Origin of the sequence: Variovorax sp. TBS-050B (genome assembly GCF_029893635.1) — a bacterium.
Lineage (GTDB): Bacteria > Pseudomonadota > Gammaproteobacteria > Burkholderiales > Burkholderiaceae_C > Variovorax.
Genome location: NZ_JARXYR010000002.1, coordinates 358,366 through 374,138, shown reverse-complemented (window position 1 = coordinate 374,138; position 15,773 = coordinate 358,366). Strand labels below are relative to the sequence as shown.

Sequence of the window (15,773 nt, the reverse complement as noted above, 5' to 3'; positions counted from 1 at the left end):
TCAGCGACCCGGCCGTTCGGCGCACACGCTGCAATGCGGGTCGCGCGCGATCTGCAGCGTGTCGAAGGCCGTGCGGCGTCCGTCGAACATCAGCAGCTTGCCCGCGAGCGACGGCCCGATCCCCGCGAGCAGCTTGAGCGCCTCGCTGGCCTGGAGCGTGCCGATGGTGCCGACCACGGGCCCGAACACGCCGAGCACCGCGCAGAGCGTTTCCTCGAAGGCCGCGTCGGGCGGGAAGATGCAGGCGTAGCAGGGGGAGGCTGCATCGCGCGTGTCGTAGACGCTCAGCTGGCCGTCGAAGCGGATCGCCGCGCCCGCGACCAGCGGCTTGCCATGCGCCACGCAGGCGCGGTTGACGGCGTGGCGGGTGGCGAAGTTGTCGCAGCAGTCGATCACCACGTCCGCTTCCGCGACCAGGCGCGCGAGCAGCGCCTCGTCCGCGCGCAGCGCATGCGTCTCGATGGTGATCGCGGGATTGATGTCGCGCATCGCCTGCGCGGCCGACTCGACCTTAAGGCTGCCCACGCGCGCGTTGGTGTGGGCGACCTGGCGCTGGAGGTTGGTGAGGTCGACCTCGTCGTCGTCGACCAGCGCCACGTGGCCGACGCCCGCGGCCGCGAGGTACAGCGCCACGGGCGACCCCAGGCCGCCCGCGCCGATGACCAATGCCCGGCCGGCACTGACGCGCGCCTGGCCGTCGATGCCGAATTCCTCGAGCAGGATGTGGCGCGAATAGCGCAGGAGCTCGCTGTCTTCCATGCGCCCGGACTGCCTCAGTTTTCCTTCTTCTCTTCCTTGTTCTCGACGATGATCTGCGTCTTGCTGACCAGCACCGGCTGACCCTTCAGGCGGTTGAGCGCCTGGACCAGCGGAAAGTCCTTGTCGCTGCCGAATTCGGGCACCTTGCGGTCCTGCGGCGGCTTCTTGGCCTCTTCCTCGAGGCGCTTGCGGGCTTCGTCGCGCGCCTTTTCGCGTTCCGGGTCCTTGACCTCGGGGCCCTGGCCGCTCGCCAGATGCTTCTCCAGGTCGGCCTCGCGCATGCGCAGCGCGGCGAAGGGGCTGCCCTCGGCGCTTTCGTCGACCAGCACGTTGGGCACGATGCCCTTGGCCTGGATCGAGGTGCCGCTCGGCGTGTAGTAGCGCGCGGTCGTGATCTTGAGTCCGGTGTCGGGGCCGAGCGGACGCACGGTCTGCACCGAGCCCTTGCCGAAGGTCTGGCTGCCCATGATGGTGGCGCGCTTGTGGTCCTGCAGCGCGCCGGCCACGATCTCGCTGGCCGAGGCCGAGCCTTCGTTCACCAGCACCACCAGCGGCACCGTCTTGAGGGCGGCCGGCAGGTTGCGCAGCGGATCGCTTCCGGAGCGGCGCTGGTAGAACTCCGGCGCCGCCTTGTAGACCGACTTGCTCTCGGCCAGCTGGCCGTCGGTGGTGACCACCGTGACGTTCTCGGGCAGGAAGGCGGCCGAAATCGCCACCGCCGCGTCGAGCAGGCCGCCCGGGTCGTTGCGCAGGTCGAGCACCAGGCCCTTGAGGTTCGGCTCCTGCTTGTAGATCTCGTCGACCTTCTTGACGAAGTCGTCGACCGTGCGCTCCTGGAACTGCGACAGGCGGATCCAGCCGTAGCCCGGCTCGATGACCTTGCCGCGGACCGACTGGGTGCGGATTTCCTCGCGCGTGATCGTGACCGGGAAGGTGCGGCTCTCGTCCTTGCGGAAGATCGTCAGCAGCACCTTGGTGTTGGCCTCGCCGCGCATGCGCTTGACGGCTTCGTTGAGCGACAGCCCGCGCACCGCGGTGTCGTCGATCTTGGTGATCAGGTCGTTGGGCTTGAGGCCGGCGCGGAAGGCCGGCGAACCCTCGATCGGCGACACCACCTTGATGAGCCCGTCCTCCTGCGAGATCTCGATGCCCACGCCGACGAAGCGGCCGGTCGTGCCCTCGCGGAATTCCTTGAAGGACTTCTTGTCGAAGTACTGGGAATGCGGATCGAGCCCTGCAACCATGCCCGAGATGGCGTCGGAGATGAGCTTCTTCTCGTCCACCGGCTCGACATAGTCGCTCTTGACCATGCCGAAGACGGCCGCGAGCTGCTGCAGTTCTTCGAGCGGGAGTGGCGCGAGCGAGCCGCGTGCGACCGTCTGCAGCGAGACGGTGGTCAGGACGCCGGCCACGGCGCCAGCGGCGACCCAGCCGGTAATCTTCAATTTCTGGCCCATCATGAGTGAATGTCCTTGTCGGCTGTCGAACCAATATACACAGCTTGGAAGCAAATTGCCTGCCGGGGTTCCACGGGGGGCTGCCGTCCGGGGGCTTTCTTTTTCAGCCCTTGCCCTGGGAGGCCACCGCCGCGGCGGCCTTTTCGGCGGCTGCCGCGTCGCCCAGGTAGTAGTGGCGCAGCGGCTTGAGGTCGTCGTCCAGCTCGTACACCAGCGGAATGCCGTTCGGGATGTTCAGTCCGACGATCGCATCGTCAGAGATGCCGTCGAGGTACTTGACCAGCGCGCGGATCGAGTTGCCGTGCGCCGCCACCACCAGCCGGCGGCCGGTGCGGATGGCCGGCGCCATCGATTCGTTCCAGAACGGCAGCACGCGCGCCACCGTGTCCTTCAGGCATTCGGTCAGCGGAATCTGCTCCGGCGAGAGCTTGGCGTAGCGGATGTCGCCGCGCTCGCTGCGCGGGTCGTCGGCTTCGAGCGGGGGCGGCGGCACGTTGTAGCTGCGGCGCCAGATCAGCACCTGCTCGTCGCCGTACTTCTTGGCCGTTTCGGCCTTGTTGAGCCCCTGCAGGCCGCCGTAGTGGCGCTCGTTCAGGCGCCACGAATGCACCACGGGCAGCCAGGTGCGGTCGAGTTCGTCGAGCGTGTGCCAGAGGGTGCGCGTCGCGCGCTTGAGCACGCTGGTGTAGGCCACGTCGAAGTCGTAGCCCTCGGCCTTGAGCAGCCGGCCGGCCTGCTTGGCCTGCTCGACGCCGGTCTCGGTGAGGTCGACGTCGGTCCATCCGGTGAAGCGGTTTTCGAGGTTCCAGGTCGATTCGCCGTGGCGGATCAGTACCAGTTTGTGCATGTGGGAGGCCTTTGGCAGCGCTTGGGAAAACCAGCATTCTAAAATCCCGGGTTTGCCATCCAAGGAACCCCCGTGAAATTGATCGAATTCGTCACCGCGAACTGGATGCTGCTGCTCATCGCGCTCAGCTCGGGTGGCCTGCTCGCGTGGCCGCTCGTCCGCGGCACCGGCGGCGGCTCCCTCACGGCCCAGGGGGCGGTGCAGCTCATCAACCGCGAGCGCGCGGTGCTGGTCGACGTGCGGGAACCCGAGGAGTTCGCCACCGGCCACATGATCGGCGCCCGGAACGTCCCGCTGAACCAGCTCGAGGAAAAACTGACCGGCACGGTCAAGAACAAGAACGTGCCGCTGCTGCTGGTCTGCGCCACCGGCGCCCGCGCCCAGCGCGCCGTGGCCATGGCGAAGAAACTGGGCTACGAGCAGGCCCAAGCCGTCTCCGGCGGGCTCAAGGCGTGGAAAGAGGCTAACCTGCCTGTCGAGAAGGCCTGATCGCCTCCGGGATTTCCCCCGGTGCCGGCCTGGTTGAAAAAAGGAAGGACCTCCCAAGGTACAGCCCATGCAAGCCGTCAAGATGTACACCCACCGCGTTCTGCCCGTACTGCGTGCGGGCCAAGCAGATCCTCAAGTCCAAGGGCGTCGATCAGATCGAGGAGATCCGCATCGACAGCGATCCCGCGGCCCGCAACACCATGATGGAGATCACCCAGCGGCGCACCGTGCCGCAGATCTTCATCGGCGACACCCACGTGGGCGGCTGCGACGACCTGATGGCGCTCGACAGCCGCGGCGGACTGGTGCCGCTGCTGCAAGGCGCCTGAGCCGGTTTTCCCGCCGATCCGTGCACTTCGCCCGACCGCCCCGGGCCGCGTGCCGGCCGTTTCACGGGGCCGTCGCCGCGACGGGCCATAATCTTCGGTTCTCGCATCTGCAGCCCGCTGCGGGTTATCCACCCCGGCGGGCATTGTTTTGATCCTCGAAAGTCCAGCCATGGCCGACCAGCAAGAAAACCCCGTGTTCCAGATTCAGCGCGTCTACCTCAAGGACCTGTCGCTCGAACAACCCAATTCCCCGGCCATCCTGCTCGAACAGGAACAGCCCACGGTCGACATCCAGCTCGGCGTGGACGCCCAGCCCGTGGCCGACGGCATCTTCGAAGTCACCGTCTCCGCCACCGTGCAGACCAAGATCGGCGACAAGACCGTGTTCCTGGTCGAAGCCAAGCAGGCCGGCATCTTCGAGATCCGCAACCTGCCCGAAGACCAGATGGGTCCGATCCTCGGCATCGCCTGCCCGCAGATCGTCTATCCGTACCTGCGCGGCAACGTCGCCGACGTGATCCAGCGCGGCGGCTTCCCGCCCGTGCACCTCGCGGAAATCAACTTCCAGGCCATGTACGAGCAGCAGCAGGCCCAGGCCGCCGGCCAGCCTGCGCCCACCCTCGCGCAGTAAACCGGCGGCACGCCGCCAGCGCCGATGAAGATCTGCGTTCATGGCGCCGGTGCCTGGGGCACGGCGCTGGCCGTCAATGCGGCGGGCCGCCATGAGGTCACGCTCTGGGCGCGCGATGCCGCCCAGGCCGAAGCGATCTCGCAGGCGCGCGAAAACCGCCGCTACCTGCCGGGCCTGAGCCTGCCGCCCGAGCTGGCGGTCCGTTCAGGCGACCTGCGCACCGCGCAGGCCGGCGCCGAACTCGTCATCGTCGCGACGCCCATGGCGGCCCTGCGCGAACAGCTCACCGCGCTGCGCGGCAGCCGCGCACCGGTGGCGTGGCTCTGCAAGGGCGTGGAGCCGGCGCTCGCGGGCGACCCGGACGCCTTCGGCCTGCTGGCCCATGAGATCTGGGCCCAGGTGGCGCCCGAACTGCGTGCCGGCGTGCTCAGCGGCCCGAGCTTCGCGCAGGAGGTCGCCGAAGGCCGCCCCACCGCGCTGGTCGCCGCCAGCCCCCATGCCGAGGTGCGCGATGCCCTGGTCGATGCCTTCCACGGCCCGGCGCTGCGCGTCTATGCCAACGACGACATCGTGGGCGTGGAGGTCGGCGGCGCAGTCAAGAACGTGCTGGCGATCGCCACCGGGCTGTGCGACGGCCTGGCGCTCGGCCTCAATGCGCGCGCGGCGCTCGTCACGCGCGGCCTGGCCGAGATGACGCGCTTCGGGCTCGCATTGGGCGCGCGCGCGGAAACCTTCATGGGCCTCTCCGGGCTCGGCGACCTGGTGCTCACGGCCACCGGCGATCTCTCCCGCAACCGCAAGGTGGGGCTGCTGCTCGCGCAGGGCCAGACCCTCGCGCAGGCCGTGGCCTCGCTGGGCCATGTGGCCGAAGGCGTCTATTGCGCCCGCACCGTGGTGCAGCGCGCGCGGCGCCTGGGCATCGAGATGCCGATCGCCGAGAGCGTGGTCGCGCTGCTCGACGGCCACCTCGGCCCGGGGGAGGCCGTCGCCTCGCTGACCGGGCGCGATCCCGTGCCCGAGTCGGTCCGGCCGGATGCCTGACGACCTTCATTCCAAAAAAAACGAAGAGACAGGAAAGCCATGAGCCTTCGCTTTGATTTCTCGGCGCCGGCGGTGGCCGCGCTGGCCCAGGCGGACGCGGTGCGTGCGCTGCAGGAAGACGTGGCGGACGGCGACCTGACCGCTTCGCTGGTCGACCCCGCCCGCCGCGCCCGCGCGCGCGTGCTGGCGCGCGAGGCGGCCGTCGTCTGCGGCGCGCCCTGGGTCGAGGCCACGGTACGGCAGCTCGATCCGCAGGCCCGCCTGCGGTGGCTCTGCGCCGAGGGCGAGCGCTGCGCAGCCGACCAGACCGTGCTCGAGATCGAAGGCAGTGCGCGCGCGCTGCTGACCGCCGAGCGCACCGCGCTCAACTTCCTCCAGTTGCTGAGCGCGGTCGCCACCAGGACGGCGCACTACGCCGACGCGGTGCGCGGCACGCGCGCCCGCATCGTCGACACCCGCAAGACCCTGCCCGGGCTGCGCCTGGCGCAGAAGTACGCGGTGCGCACCGGCGGCGGCCTGAACCACCGCATCGGCCTGTACGACGCGGTGCTGATCAAGGAAAACCACATCGCCGCGGCCGGCGGCGTGGCCGCGGCGCTGCGCGCGGCCGAGTCCGTCGCGGCGCGTGCCGACTTCGTCGAGATCGAGGTCGAGACGCTCGCGCAATTGCGCGAGGCGCTCGCCTGCGGCGTGCGCATGGTGCTGCTCGACAACATGGACCTGCCGACGCTGCACGAGGCCGTGCGCATCAACGAAGAGGCCGGCGAGGGGCGCCGCGCCGTGCTCGAGATCTCGGGCGGCGTCACGCTCGACGGCCTGCGCGCCCTGGCGGAGACCGGCGTGGACCGCATCTCGGTCGGCGCCTTGACCAAGGACGTGAAGGCCGTCGACTACTCGATGCGCTTCCAGGAAGGCTGAGCCGGCCATGCGATCCCCGGTCATCGACGTCGACTACGAGCAGCCCGTGCGCGCGGGCGCCGTCTGTGACACGCGCCACGCCTGGGCGCGCGTCCCGCCCGAGCCCTCGGCCGCGGAGCGCGAGGCGCTCAAGCAGCGCATCCGCCGCCTGCTGGTCGAGCGCAATGCCGTCATGGTGTCGCACTTCTACGTGCATCCCGACCTGCAGGACCTGGCCGAGGAAACCGGCGGCATCGTGAGCGATTCGCTCGAGATGGCGCGCTTCGGCCGCGACCATGCCGCGACCACGCTGGTGGTCTCGGGCGTGCGCTTCATGGGCGAGACCTCGAAGATCCTCTCGCCCGAGAAGCGCGTGCTGATGCCCGACCTGGACGCCAACTGCTCGCTCGACCTCGGCTGCCCGGTGGAGGACTTCAGCGCCTTCTGCGACCAGCACCCGGACCGCACGGTGGTGGTCTACGCCAACACCAGCGCGGCCGTGAAGGCGCGCGCGGACTGGCTCGTGACCTCGAGCTGCGCACTCGACGTGGTGCGCGCGCTGCATGCGGCGGGACAGAAGATCCTCTGGGGGCCGGACCGCCACCTGGGCGACTACATCCGGGGCCAGACCGGCGCCGACATGGTGAGCTGGAACGGCGCCTGCATCGTGCACGACGAGTTCAAGGCGCTGGAGCTCGAACTGCTCATGAAGGACCATCCGAACGCCAAGGTGCTGGTCCATCCCGAATCGCCGTCGGAGGTCATCGCGCTGGCCGATGCGGTGGGTTCCACCTCGGTCATCCTCGGCGCCGCGCAGCGCATGGACGCGACCGAATTCATCGTCGCCACCGACACCGGCATGCTGCACAAGCTGCGCACGCTGAATCCCGGCAAGACCTTCATCGCGGCGCCCACCGCCGGCAACAGCGGCACCTGCAAGAGCTGCGCGCACTGCCCGTGGATGGCGATGAACGGCCTGGCCGAACTGGCGAACGCGCTGGAGACCGGCGCGGGCCAGGTCCACGTCGATCCGGCACTCGGCCTGCGCGCGCGGCTGCCGATCGACCGGATGCTCGCGTTCACCGCGGGCCTGAAGAACGGCCAGGCGCCCGGCAGCCTGGTCGCGGGCATCGGCGCGGCCTGAATCACTCCTTCCCCCTCTGGGCGAAGGCCGGGATGGGGGCGCCCGGCGGTCGAACGCTCAGGGGCGTTGGGCAGGCCCCGTGCCCCCACCCCAGCCCTCCCCCAGCGGGGGAGGGGGCAAATCCAGGGTGCAGCCGTCCCCGAGCGCCTCGCGCCAGACCCGGACGCGCACCAGCGATTCCCGCAGCGCCGGCAGCGCATCGGCGATGAACAGGCACAGGTTCTCGAGCGTCGGCGGATGCAGCCCGGGCACGTCGTCGAGCAGGTGGTGGTCCAGCTGCTCGCGCACCGCATCGAGATGCCGCCGCAGCAGGCCGAGGTCGACCACCATGCCGGTCTGGGGATCGCGCGGTCCCGAGAGCCACACTTCCGCGTGGTAGGTGTGGCCGTGGATGCGGCGGCTGCCCTCGGCCTCGATCTCGCGCTTGAGCGTGTGCGCGGCGTCGAAGAAGAAGCGTTGGCTGATGGTGAAGCGCATGAAGAAAGTCCTAGCGGATGCCGGTGATCTTGTGGGTCTGGACGCTGAGGCGCCAGGCCGGCTGGCGCATGCAGGCGTCGATGCACAGCTGCGTGTTGGCGAGCCGGTCGGGCCCGTCCATCGGCTGCAGGAAGCGGTGCGCGAACTGGCCGGTGCGGGCCATGGCGTCGAGGTCGAAGCCCGGCTGCGGCCACACCAGCTTCAGTTCCTGGCCCTGCCGCTGCACCCACGGCGCGCCGGCCTTGGGGCTGATGCAGAGCCAGTCGATGCCCGCGGGCGCCTCGACGGTGCCGTTGCTCTCCACCGCGATGCGGAAGCGCCGCGCATGCAGCGCCTCGACCAGCGCGGCATCGACCTGCAGCAGCGGCTCGCCGCCGGTCAGCACCACCAGCCGGTGGTCGGCCTCGCCGGCGGGCCACTGGGCCGCGATGGTGTCGGCGAGCTGCGCGGCGGTCCTGAACTTGCCGCCCAGGGTGCCGTCGGTTCCGACGAAATCGGTGTCGCAGAAACGGCAGACGGCCGAGGCCCGGTCTTCCTCGCGGCCGGACCAGAGGTTGCAGCCCGCGAAGCGGCAGAACACGGCCGGCATGCCGGCCTGTCCGCCTTCGCCCTGCAGCGTGTAGAAGATTTCCTTGACGCTGTAGGTCATGACGCGGCCGGTGCCTCGATCTCGAGGTTGTCGATCAGCCGGGTGCTGCCCAGGCGCGCCGCCGCCAGCGCCACGAGCGCATCGCCGGCCGCGGGCTCGCGCAGGTCTGCACGGCGCCGCAGCACCAGGTAGTCCGGCTGCCAGCCGCGCTGCGCGAGCGTCTGCATGGCCCGCGCCTCGATCGCGGCCAGGTCGCGCCCGCCCGCGCGCACCGCCTCGGCCATCGCCTGCAGGGCCTTCGAGAGCTGCACCGCCTCCGCGCGCTCGGTTTCGCTCAGATAGCCGTTGCGCGACGACAGTGCGAGCCCGTCGGGCGCGCGGAAGGTCTCGCTGCCCACGATCTCGATCGGCATCGCGAACTGGCGCACCATGTGGCGGATCATCATCAGCTGCTGGTAGTCCTTCTTGCCGAACACCGCCACCCGCGGCTGCACGCACTGGAACAGCTTCATCACCACGGTGCACACGCCGACGAAGAAGCCGGGCCGGAAATGCCCTTCGAGGATGTCGGCGAGCGCCGGGTCGGGATGCACCTTGCAGGTCTGCGGTTCGGGGTAGAGCGCGCGCTCGTCGGGCGCGAACAGCAGGTTGCAGCCGGCCCCGCGCAGCTTCTCGCAGTCGCTCTCCCAGGTGCGCGGGTAGGTGTCGAAGTCCTCGTGCGGCAGGAACTGCAGCCGGTTCACGAAGATGCTGGCCACGGTCACGTCGCCGAGCGGTATCGCCTGCTTCACGAGCGCGAGATGGCCGTCGTGCAGGTTGCCCATGGTCGGGACGAAGGCGGGGCGCTCGAAGCCGGCGAGGTGCTCGCGCAGTTCGGCAATGGTGCGTGCGATCTTCATCGGAGGGTCCTCTTCTTTCTCACCAGGCGTGGCGTTGGTCGTCGGGAAAGCTGCCGTCCTTGACGGCGCGCACGTAGGCCTCGATCGCCTCGGCGATGCCGGGCGCTTCGGCCATGAAGTTGCGCACGAACTTCGGCATCTTGCCGAGGTTCATGCCGAGCATGTCGTGCAACACCAGCACCTGTCCCGCGGTGGACCGGCCGGCGCCGATGCCGATGGTGGCGCAGTGCGTCAGTTCGTCGGTGAGCTCGGCCGAGAGCGCGGCCGGCACCATCTCGAGCACCAGCATCGCGGCGCCCGCATCCTGCAGCGCATGGGCCTGCTGCTTCAGCAGCGCGGCGGCCGCATCGCCCTTGCCCTGCACGCGGTAGCCGCCGAGCGCATGCACGGTCTGCGGCGTGAGGCCCAGGTGCGCGCACACCGGGATGCCGCGCTCGACCAGGAAGCGCACCGTCTCGGTGGTCCAGCCGCCGCCCTCGAGCTTGACCATGTGGGCGCCGGCCTGCATCAGCACCGTGGCGCTCGCGAGCGCCTGTTCGCGCGACTGCTGGTAGCTGCCGAAGGGCAGGTCGGCGATCAGCCAGGCCGTGCCCTGCACGCGGCGCAGGCCGCGCGAGACGCTGTCGGTGTGGTAGCGCATGGCCTCCAGGCTGACGCCGACCGTGCTGGCGAGGCCCTGGCAGACCATGCCGAGCGAATCGCCGACCAGCAGGCAGTCGACGCCGGCGCGGTCGGCCATGGCCGCGAAGGTGGCGTCATAGGCCGTGAGCATCGCGATCTTCTCGCCGCGCGCATGCATGTCGGCCAGGCGCGGCAGGCTCACGGGCTTGCGCGTGGCGGGCGTGGAGGCGGGCGGCAGCGTGCCGTAGGGCGAGGCGGGCGGGGGCGTGTCTGCGGGCATGGTGGTCGACATGGTTGGGTTTCTCCCTGCGGGCGTCGGTGGCCGGGCATCCTGGGTTGAAAAAACGGGGACGGTTGGGTCGATCAGTCGGCCGGCGGCACCAGCACCGTGGGTGCGGCGGGCTCGGCGAGCGAAGGATAGTCGCGGCTGAAATGCAGGCCGCGGCTTTCGCGGCGGGCCTGCGCGGAGCGCACGATCAGCTCGGCCACCTGCACCAGGTTGCGCAGTTCGAGCAGGTCGCGCGTGACGTGGAAGTTCGCGTAGAACTCGTCGATCTCGGCCTGCAGCAGCGCGATGCGTCGGCTCGCGCGCTCCAGCCGCCTGTTGGTGCGCACGATGCCGACGTAGTCCCACATGAAGCGGCGCAGCTCGTCCCAGTTGTGCGAGATGACCACGGACTCGTCGGCGTCGGTCACGCGGCTCGCATCCCAGGGCGGCAGCGCGGCGCGTTCCGCCGCCGGCGCAGCGGCGATCGCCTCGGCCGCGGCGCGCGCGAACACCATGCATTCGACGAGCGAATTGCTCGCCAGCCGGTTGGCGCCGTGCAGGCCGGTGCAGGCCGTCTCGCCGATGGCGTAGAGGCCTTCGACGTCGGTGCGCCCGCCCAGGTCGCTGAGCACGCCGCCGCAGGTGTAGTGCGCCGCCGGCACCACCGGGATCGGTTCGCGCGTGATGTCGATGCCCAGCGCGGCGCAGCGCGCGAGGATGTTGGGAAAGTGCGCCTGCAGGAAGGCGGGGCTCTGGTGCGAGATGTCCAAGTAGACGCAGTCGAGCCCGTGCTTCTTCATCTCGAAGTCGATCGCGCGGGCGACCACGTCGCGCGGCGCGAGTTCGGCGCGCGTGTCATGGTCGGGCATGAAGCGCGTGCCGCCCGCCGATGCGGGCAGCTTCAGCAGCCCGCCCTCGCCGCGCACCGCCTCGCTGATCAGGAAGGACTTGGCATGCGGGTGGTGCAGGCAGGTCGGGTGGAACTGGATGAACTCCATGTTCGACACCCGGCAGCCCGCGCGCCAGGCCGCGGCGATGCCGTCGCCGGTGGCGGTGTCGGGGTTGGTGGTGTAGAGGTACACCTTGCCCGCGCCGCCGGTCGCGAGGATGGTGTGCGGCGCGCGGAAGGTCCGCACCTCGCCGCTCGCGTCGTCGAGCGCGTAGAGGCCGAGGCAGGCCGGCCTGCCGCGGCCGGGCGCCGGCCCGGTGATCAGGTCGACCAGCGTGTGGTGCTCGAACAGCGTGATCCCGGGCGTGGCGCGCACCCGCTCGATCAGCGTCTGCTGCACGGCCGCGCCGGTGGCATCGGTCACGTGGACGATGCGGCGCTGGCTGTGGCCGCCTTCGCGCGTGAGATGCAGGTCGCCGTCCTCCTCCGAGAAGGGCACGCCGAGTTCGCGCAGCCAGTGGATGGCCGCGGGCGCATGCTCGACCACCCGGCGCGTGGCCGCGGGATCGCACAGCCCCGCGCCGGCGACCAGCGTGTCTTCCACATGCGCATCGAAGCTGTCGCCCGCGGCGAGCACCGCCGCGATCCCGCCCTGCGCCCAGGCGCTGGAGCCGTCGTTGAGTGCACGCTTGGTCAGCACCGCCACGCGCCGCGCGGGCGCGAGCAGCAGCGCCGCGCTGAGCCCGGCGAGGCCGCTGCCGACGATGAGGACGTCGAAGTCGCGCACGGCAGGCGTTCTTCGTGCGGCGGTTTCAGGCCGGCGAGTAGGCCAGCCGGACATAGATCGGCGCGAAGGCTTCGGCCTGCGTGATGTCGATCAGCGTTTCCTTCGCCAGTTCGAGCATCGCGATGAAGGTGACGATCAGCACCGGCGCGCCGCGGGAGACGTCGAACAGCTTCTCGAACTCCACGAAGCGCTGCCCCTGCAGGTGGCGCAGCACGATGCTCATGTGCTCGCGCACGTTGAGTTCCTCGCGCGAGATCTTGTGGTGCTGCACGAGCTTGGCGCGCTTCATGATGTCGGCCCAGGCATCGCGGAGCTCGACCACGTTGACGTCCGGGAAGCGCGGCTTGAGCGACTGCTCGATGTAGACCTGGCCCTTCCAGAAGTCGCGCCCGTACTGCGGCAGCGCGCTGATCGCGGCGGCCTGCAGCTTGGTCTGCTCGTATTCGAGCAGGCGGCGCACGAGCTCGGCGCGCGGATCTTCCGCCTCCTCGCCGTCGGCCACCTTCTTGGGCGGCAGCAGCATGCGCGACTTGATCTCGATCAGCATCGCGGCCATCAGCAGGTACTCGGCCGCGAGTTCGAGGTTGGTCTGGCGGATCTCGTCGACGTAGCTCAGGTACTGCCGCGTGAGCCCCGCCATCGGGATGTCGAGGATGTTGAAGTTCTGCTTGCGGATCAGGTAGAGCAGCAGGTCCAGCGGGCCCTCGAAGGCCTCGAGGAAGACCTGCAGCGCCTCCGGCGGGATGTACAGGTCCTTCGGCATCGCGAACAGGGGCTCGCCGTAGAGGCGGGCGATCGCGACCTGGTCGACCACGTCGGGCATGCCGGCCACCAGCGTGCCGTTGTCGTCCTCGTTGTCCTTCATCGGGGCATGCGCTATCAATTAGGTAGCGTCAGACGCGCACCGGCAAAGGCGATGCCGGAGCCGCGCCATCACTTGCCGCGCGTCTGGTAGACGTAGGGCTGCTGCGGGATGCGTGCTTCCTGGTATTCCTCGAGCAGGCTGCGGTCGAGGTGCTTGTCCCAGAGCAGCGCGCGTCCGGCGCGCTGTTCGGCCTCGAGCGTCGGCTTCTTGGCCTTCATCTCCTCGATGAAGTTGGTGATCTCGGAGGTGTAGTGGGGGCGGCGGAAGATGGACATAGACTGCTGGACCTTTGGAGCGCGAATTTTACCGGGGATGGCATGAAGCAAGGACAAGGGCGCCGGACCGGCGCGGCGGCGGCACTTCGGGCGACCCTCCTGGCGGCGGCGCTCGCCGGGCTGGCGGGCTGCGATCCGCAGCGCATCGGCGAACTGGAGGAGGGCGTTTCGACCGAGGCCGACGTGCGCGCGCGCTTCGGCGAGCCCGAGAACATCTGGGATGCGCCCGGCAACGGCCGCGTGTTCGAGTACAACCGCCAGCCGCAGGGCCAGAAGAACTACATGATCACCATCGGGCCCGACGGGAAGATGAGCGCCCTGCGCCAGGTGCTCACGCCCGAGAACTTCGCGAAAGTCCAGCCCGGCATGGCGATGGAAGACATGCGCAAGCTGCTCGGCAAGCCCGCGAAGGTCACGCCCTATGCGCTCCGGCGCGAGTACGAGTGGGAATGGCGCTGGGTGCAGCCGCCGAATTCGCCGATGGTCTTCACCGCGGTGCTCAACGACGACCAGCGCGTGGTGCGCAGCGGCTCCTCGCCCGACCGGCGCACCGAGGCGCCCTGAGCGCTCAGGGCTCCGCCTCGCGCGGCTGCCCGCTGGTCAGCTCCTCCGCAAAGCCCGAGCGCACGATCACCTCCAGCGGCTGCGGTTGCAGCGATTCGAGCCGCAGCAGCCCGTCGCGCGCGAGCACCGCGCGGTGCAGCTGGCGCAGCGCGTCCACCCCCGTCGCGTCGAGGTAGATCAGGTGCGTGGCGTCGAGCACCAGCGTCATGCCGCGCGGTGCGTTCTCCGCCGCATGGATCGCCTCGTCGAGCCGGGCCGCCGCACCGAAGAACAGCGCGCCGTAGAGCCGGTAGGTCAGCACCGGCGGCTGCAGCGTGACCAGCTCGACGCTGAACAGCCCGCTCATGCGCCGGATGAACAGCGCGCAGGCCAGCACGATGCCGGCCTGCACCGCCACCGTGAGGTCGAACACCACCGTCAGGAAGAAGGTGCCGAGCATCAGCAGCCGGTAATGGCGGCTGAAGTGGCGCAATTGCCCCGGCGTGAACTCCCGCCACTCACCCATGTTGAGGCCCACGAAGACCAGGATGCCCGCCAGCACCGCGAGCGGCACGTGCCGCGCGAGCGGCGCCGCGAGCAGCACCACCACCGCCAGCGTGAGCGCATGCACCATGCCCGCCACCGGCGAGGTGGCGCCGGAACGGATGTTGGTCACGGTGCGCGCGATGGTGCCGGTCGCCGGCATGCCGCCGAAGAAGGGCGTCACCATGTTCGCGATGCCCTGCGCCATCAGTTCCTGGTTCGGGTCGTGGCGCGGCGGGTCGATCAGCTGGTCGGCCACGCGGGCGCACAGCAGCGATTCGATCGCGCCGAGCAGCGCGATGGTCAGCGTGGGCGTGACGAGCTGCTTCACCGTCTTCCACGAGAAGTCGGGCAGCGCGAACGCCGGCACGCCCTCGGGAATGCCGCCGAAGCGCGTGCCGATGGTCTCCACCGGCAGCGCGAAGCCCCAGGACACCAGCGTGAGCGTGACCAGCGCGACGATCGGCCCCGGCAGCCGTCCGCCCGCCTGCACCAGGCGCGCGCGCGCCACGCGGCCCGCCACGCGCAGCACCGCGCGGCCCACGCCCGAGCCGTCCTTCAGCAGCAGCGGCCAGACCATCAGCCCGGCCACGCAGGCCACGCCGAGCGCGAAGGCATACGGATTGAAGGTGCCGATCTGCAGCGCCATCGCATGCAGTTGCGAGAACACGTCGGCCGGCATCTTCTCGACCGTGAGCCCGAGCAGGTCCTTGAGCTGCGACAGCAGGATCAGCACCGCGATGCCGTTGGTGAAGCCCACCACGATCGACAGCGGCACGAAGCGCACCAGCCGGCCCAGCCCCGACAGCCCGGCGAGGAACAGCAGCACGCCGGCGCAGGCGGTGGCGATCAGCAGGTTCGCGACGCCGTAGCGCTCGACGATGCCGTAGACGATCACGATGAAGGCGCCGGCCGGGCCGCCGATCTGCACCGCCGAGCCGCCGAGCAGCGAGATCAGGAAGCCCGCGATGATCGCGGTCCAGATGCCGGCCTCGGGCTTGAGCCCCGAGGCGATGGCGAAGGCCATGGCCAGCGGCAGCGCCACGATGCCGACGGTGGCGCCCGCGCCGACGTCCTTGAAGAAGCGCTGCCGGTCGTAGCCCGCCATGGCGTCCAGCAGGCGCGGGCGGAAACGGGTGAGGTTCATGGGCGAGTGCATGGCGTGCCGCCCCATTGTGTCGCACCGCGCGCGGCGCGGGCTTGGGCGCTACTCGTCGCTGTCGGGTATCACCGCGTCGGCCGCCGCGCCCACCGCCTTGCCGGTGATGCGCGCGGTGCCGATCGCCGCATCGGCGGCCAGGCCGACCGCGCCGGCGCCCACGCTCACGGCCGTGCTCGCGACCGTGACCACGGCGCAGCCGCCGACGAGGGCAGTGGTCGACAACAACAGCAACAACGAGAGGGCGCGGCGGGGCATGGTGCG

At 70.0% G+C, this 15,773-nt stretch carries 18 protein-coding genes and 1 pseudogene; 7 read left to right on the top strand and 12 right to left on the bottom strand.

The features are described from left to right. The 3 genes from moeB to gpmA all read right to left on the bottom strand — a co-directional run bounded on the left by moeB (position 1) and on the right by gpmA (position 3,063). Positions 1 to 759, bottom strand: a complete 759-nt coding sequence (gene moeB / locus M2165_RS04640; protein ID WP_280813508.1) for a molybdopterin-synthase adenylyltransferase MoeB — start codon at positions 757 to 759, stop codon at positions 1 to 3. Positions 760 to 773: 14 nt separating this feature from the next. Then, positions 774 to 2,216: a S41 family peptidase gene (locus tag M2165_RS04635; RefSeq protein WP_280817470.1), complete on the bottom strand. Its 1,443-nt coding sequence runs from the start codon at positions 2,214 to 2,216 to the stop codon at positions 774 to 776. Positions 2,217 to 2,319: 103 nt separating this feature from the next. After that, positions 2,320 to 3,063, bottom strand: coding sequence for a 2,3-diphosphoglycerate-dependent phosphoglycerate mutase (gene gpmA / locus M2165_RS04630; protein WP_280813507.1), 744 nt, complete (start codon positions 3,061 to 3,063; stop codon positions 2,320 to 2,322). 81 nt (positions 3,064 to 3,144) lie between these two features. On the opposite strand from gpmA, the gene M2165_RS04625 reads away from it, so the two are divergent. From M2165_RS04625 to nadA, 6 genes and pseudogenes are all read left to right on the top strand, one after another. Further along, complete coding sequence (locus M2165_RS04625; RefSeq protein ID WP_280817469.1) at positions 3,145 to 3,552, top strand: rhodanese-like domain-containing protein; 408 nt, start codon at positions 3,145 to 3,147, stop codon at positions 3,550 to 3,552. A gap of 67 nt (positions 3,553 to 3,619) precedes the next feature. Beyond that, a pseudogene (gene grxC / locus M2165_RS04620) lies at positions 3,620 to 3,881 on the top strand (glutaredoxin 3). Between the two features lie 169 nt (positions 3,882 to 4,050). Further along, positions 4,051 to 4,512 carry a protein-export chaperone SecB gene (secB, locus tag M2165_RS04615; RefSeq protein ID WP_280813506.1) on the top strand — a complete coding sequence of 154 codons (462 nt, stop codon included), beginning with the start codon at positions 4,051 to 4,053 and terminating at the stop codon, positions 4,510 to 4,512. A 24-nt stretch (positions 4,513 to 4,536) separates the two neighbouring features. Beyond that, positions 4,537 to 5,553, top strand: coding sequence for an NAD(P)H-dependent glycerol-3-phosphate dehydrogenase (locus M2165_RS04610; RefSeq protein ID WP_280813505.1), 1,017 nt, complete (start codon positions 4,537 to 4,539; stop codon positions 5,551 to 5,553). A gap of 39 nt (positions 5,554 to 5,592) precedes the next feature. Beyond that, positions 5,593 to 6,471, top strand: a complete 879-nt coding sequence (gene nadC / locus M2165_RS04605) for a carboxylating nicotinate-nucleotide diphosphorylase (protein ID WP_280813504.1) — start codon at positions 5,593 to 5,595, stop codon at positions 6,469 to 6,471. A 7-nt stretch (positions 6,472 to 6,478) separates the two neighbouring features. After that, on the top strand, positions 6,479 to 7,594 hold the full coding sequence (nadA, locus tag M2165_RS04600; RefSeq protein WP_280813503.1) for a quinolinate synthase NadA: 1,116 nt from the start codon (positions 6,479 to 6,481) through the stop codon (positions 7,592 to 7,594). 57 nt (positions 7,595 to 7,651) lie between these two features. Here the strand turns inward: nadA and M2165_RS04595 are convergent, their stop codons facing one another. The 7 genes from M2165_RS04595 to M2165_RS04565 all read right to left on the bottom strand — a co-directional run bounded on the left by M2165_RS04595 (position 7,652) and on the right by M2165_RS04565 (position 13,264). Then, positions 7,652 to 8,071, bottom strand: coding sequence for a 6-carboxytetrahydropterin synthase (locus M2165_RS04595; RefSeq protein WP_280813502.1), 420 nt, complete (start codon positions 8,069 to 8,071; stop codon positions 7,652 to 7,654). 10 nt (positions 8,072 to 8,081) lie between these two features. Then, positions 8,082 to 8,720, bottom strand: a complete 639-nt coding sequence (gene queE, locus M2165_RS04590; protein WP_280813501.1) for a 7-carboxy-7-deazaguanine synthase — start codon at positions 8,718 to 8,720, stop codon at positions 8,082 to 8,084. Then, complete coding sequence (panC, locus tag M2165_RS04585; protein WP_280813500.1) at positions 8,717 to 9,559, bottom strand: pantoate--beta-alanine ligase; 843 nt, start codon at positions 9,557 to 9,559, stop codon at positions 8,717 to 8,719. The genes queE and panC overlap by 4 nt, the downstream gene beginning before the upstream one ends. A gap of 19 nt (positions 9,560 to 9,578) precedes the next feature. Next, positions 9,579 to 10,472, bottom strand: coding sequence for a 3-methyl-2-oxobutanoate hydroxymethyltransferase (gene panB / locus M2165_RS04580; RefSeq protein WP_280813499.1), 894 nt, complete (start codon positions 10,470 to 10,472; stop codon positions 9,579 to 9,581). A gap of 71 nt (positions 10,473 to 10,543) precedes the next feature. Beyond that, the gene (gene nadB / locus M2165_RS04575) at positions 10,544 to 12,178 is read right to left on the bottom strand and encodes an L-aspartate oxidase (protein ID WP_280813498.1); all 1,635 of its coding nucleotides are present in this window, start codon (positions 12,176 to 12,178) and stop codon (positions 10,544 to 10,546) included. Further along, positions 12,150 to 12,989, bottom strand: a complete 840-nt coding sequence (locus tag M2165_RS04570) for a ScpA family protein (protein WP_280813497.1) — start codon at positions 12,987 to 12,989, stop codon at positions 12,150 to 12,152. Before M2165_RS04570 ends, nadB begins: the two co-directional genes overlap by 29 nt. A gap of 68 nt (positions 12,990 to 13,057) precedes the next feature. Continuing rightward, positions 13,058 to 13,264 carry a DUF3460 family protein gene (locus M2165_RS04565; RefSeq protein WP_280813496.1) on the bottom strand — a complete coding sequence of 69 codons (207 nt, stop codon included), beginning with the start codon at positions 13,262 to 13,264 and terminating at the stop codon, positions 13,058 to 13,060. Between the two features lie 42 nt (positions 13,265 to 13,306). On the opposite strand from M2165_RS04565, the gene M2165_RS04560 reads away from it, so the two are divergent. Next, positions 13,307 to 13,828, top strand: a complete 522-nt coding sequence (locus M2165_RS04560; protein WP_280813495.1) for an outer membrane protein assembly factor BamE — start codon at positions 13,307 to 13,309, stop codon at positions 13,826 to 13,828. Positions 13,829 to 13,832: 4 nt separating this feature from the next. Here M2165_RS04560 and M2165_RS04555 read toward each other — a convergent pair whose 3' ends face one another. Together M2165_RS04555 and M2165_RS04550 are read right to left on the bottom strand one after the other, a co-directional pair. Further along, positions 13,833 to 15,509, bottom strand: coding sequence for a SulP family inorganic anion transporter (locus M2165_RS04555; RefSeq protein WP_280813494.1), 1,677 nt, complete (start codon positions 15,507 to 15,509; stop codon positions 13,833 to 13,835). A gap of 48 nt (positions 15,510 to 15,557) precedes the next feature. Beyond that, positions 15,558 to 15,767: a hypothetical protein gene (locus M2165_RS04550; RefSeq protein ID WP_280813493.1), complete on the bottom strand. Its 210-nt coding sequence runs from the start codon at positions 15,765 to 15,767 to the stop codon at positions 15,558 to 15,560. Positions 15,768 to 15,773: the final 6 nt, after the last annotated feature.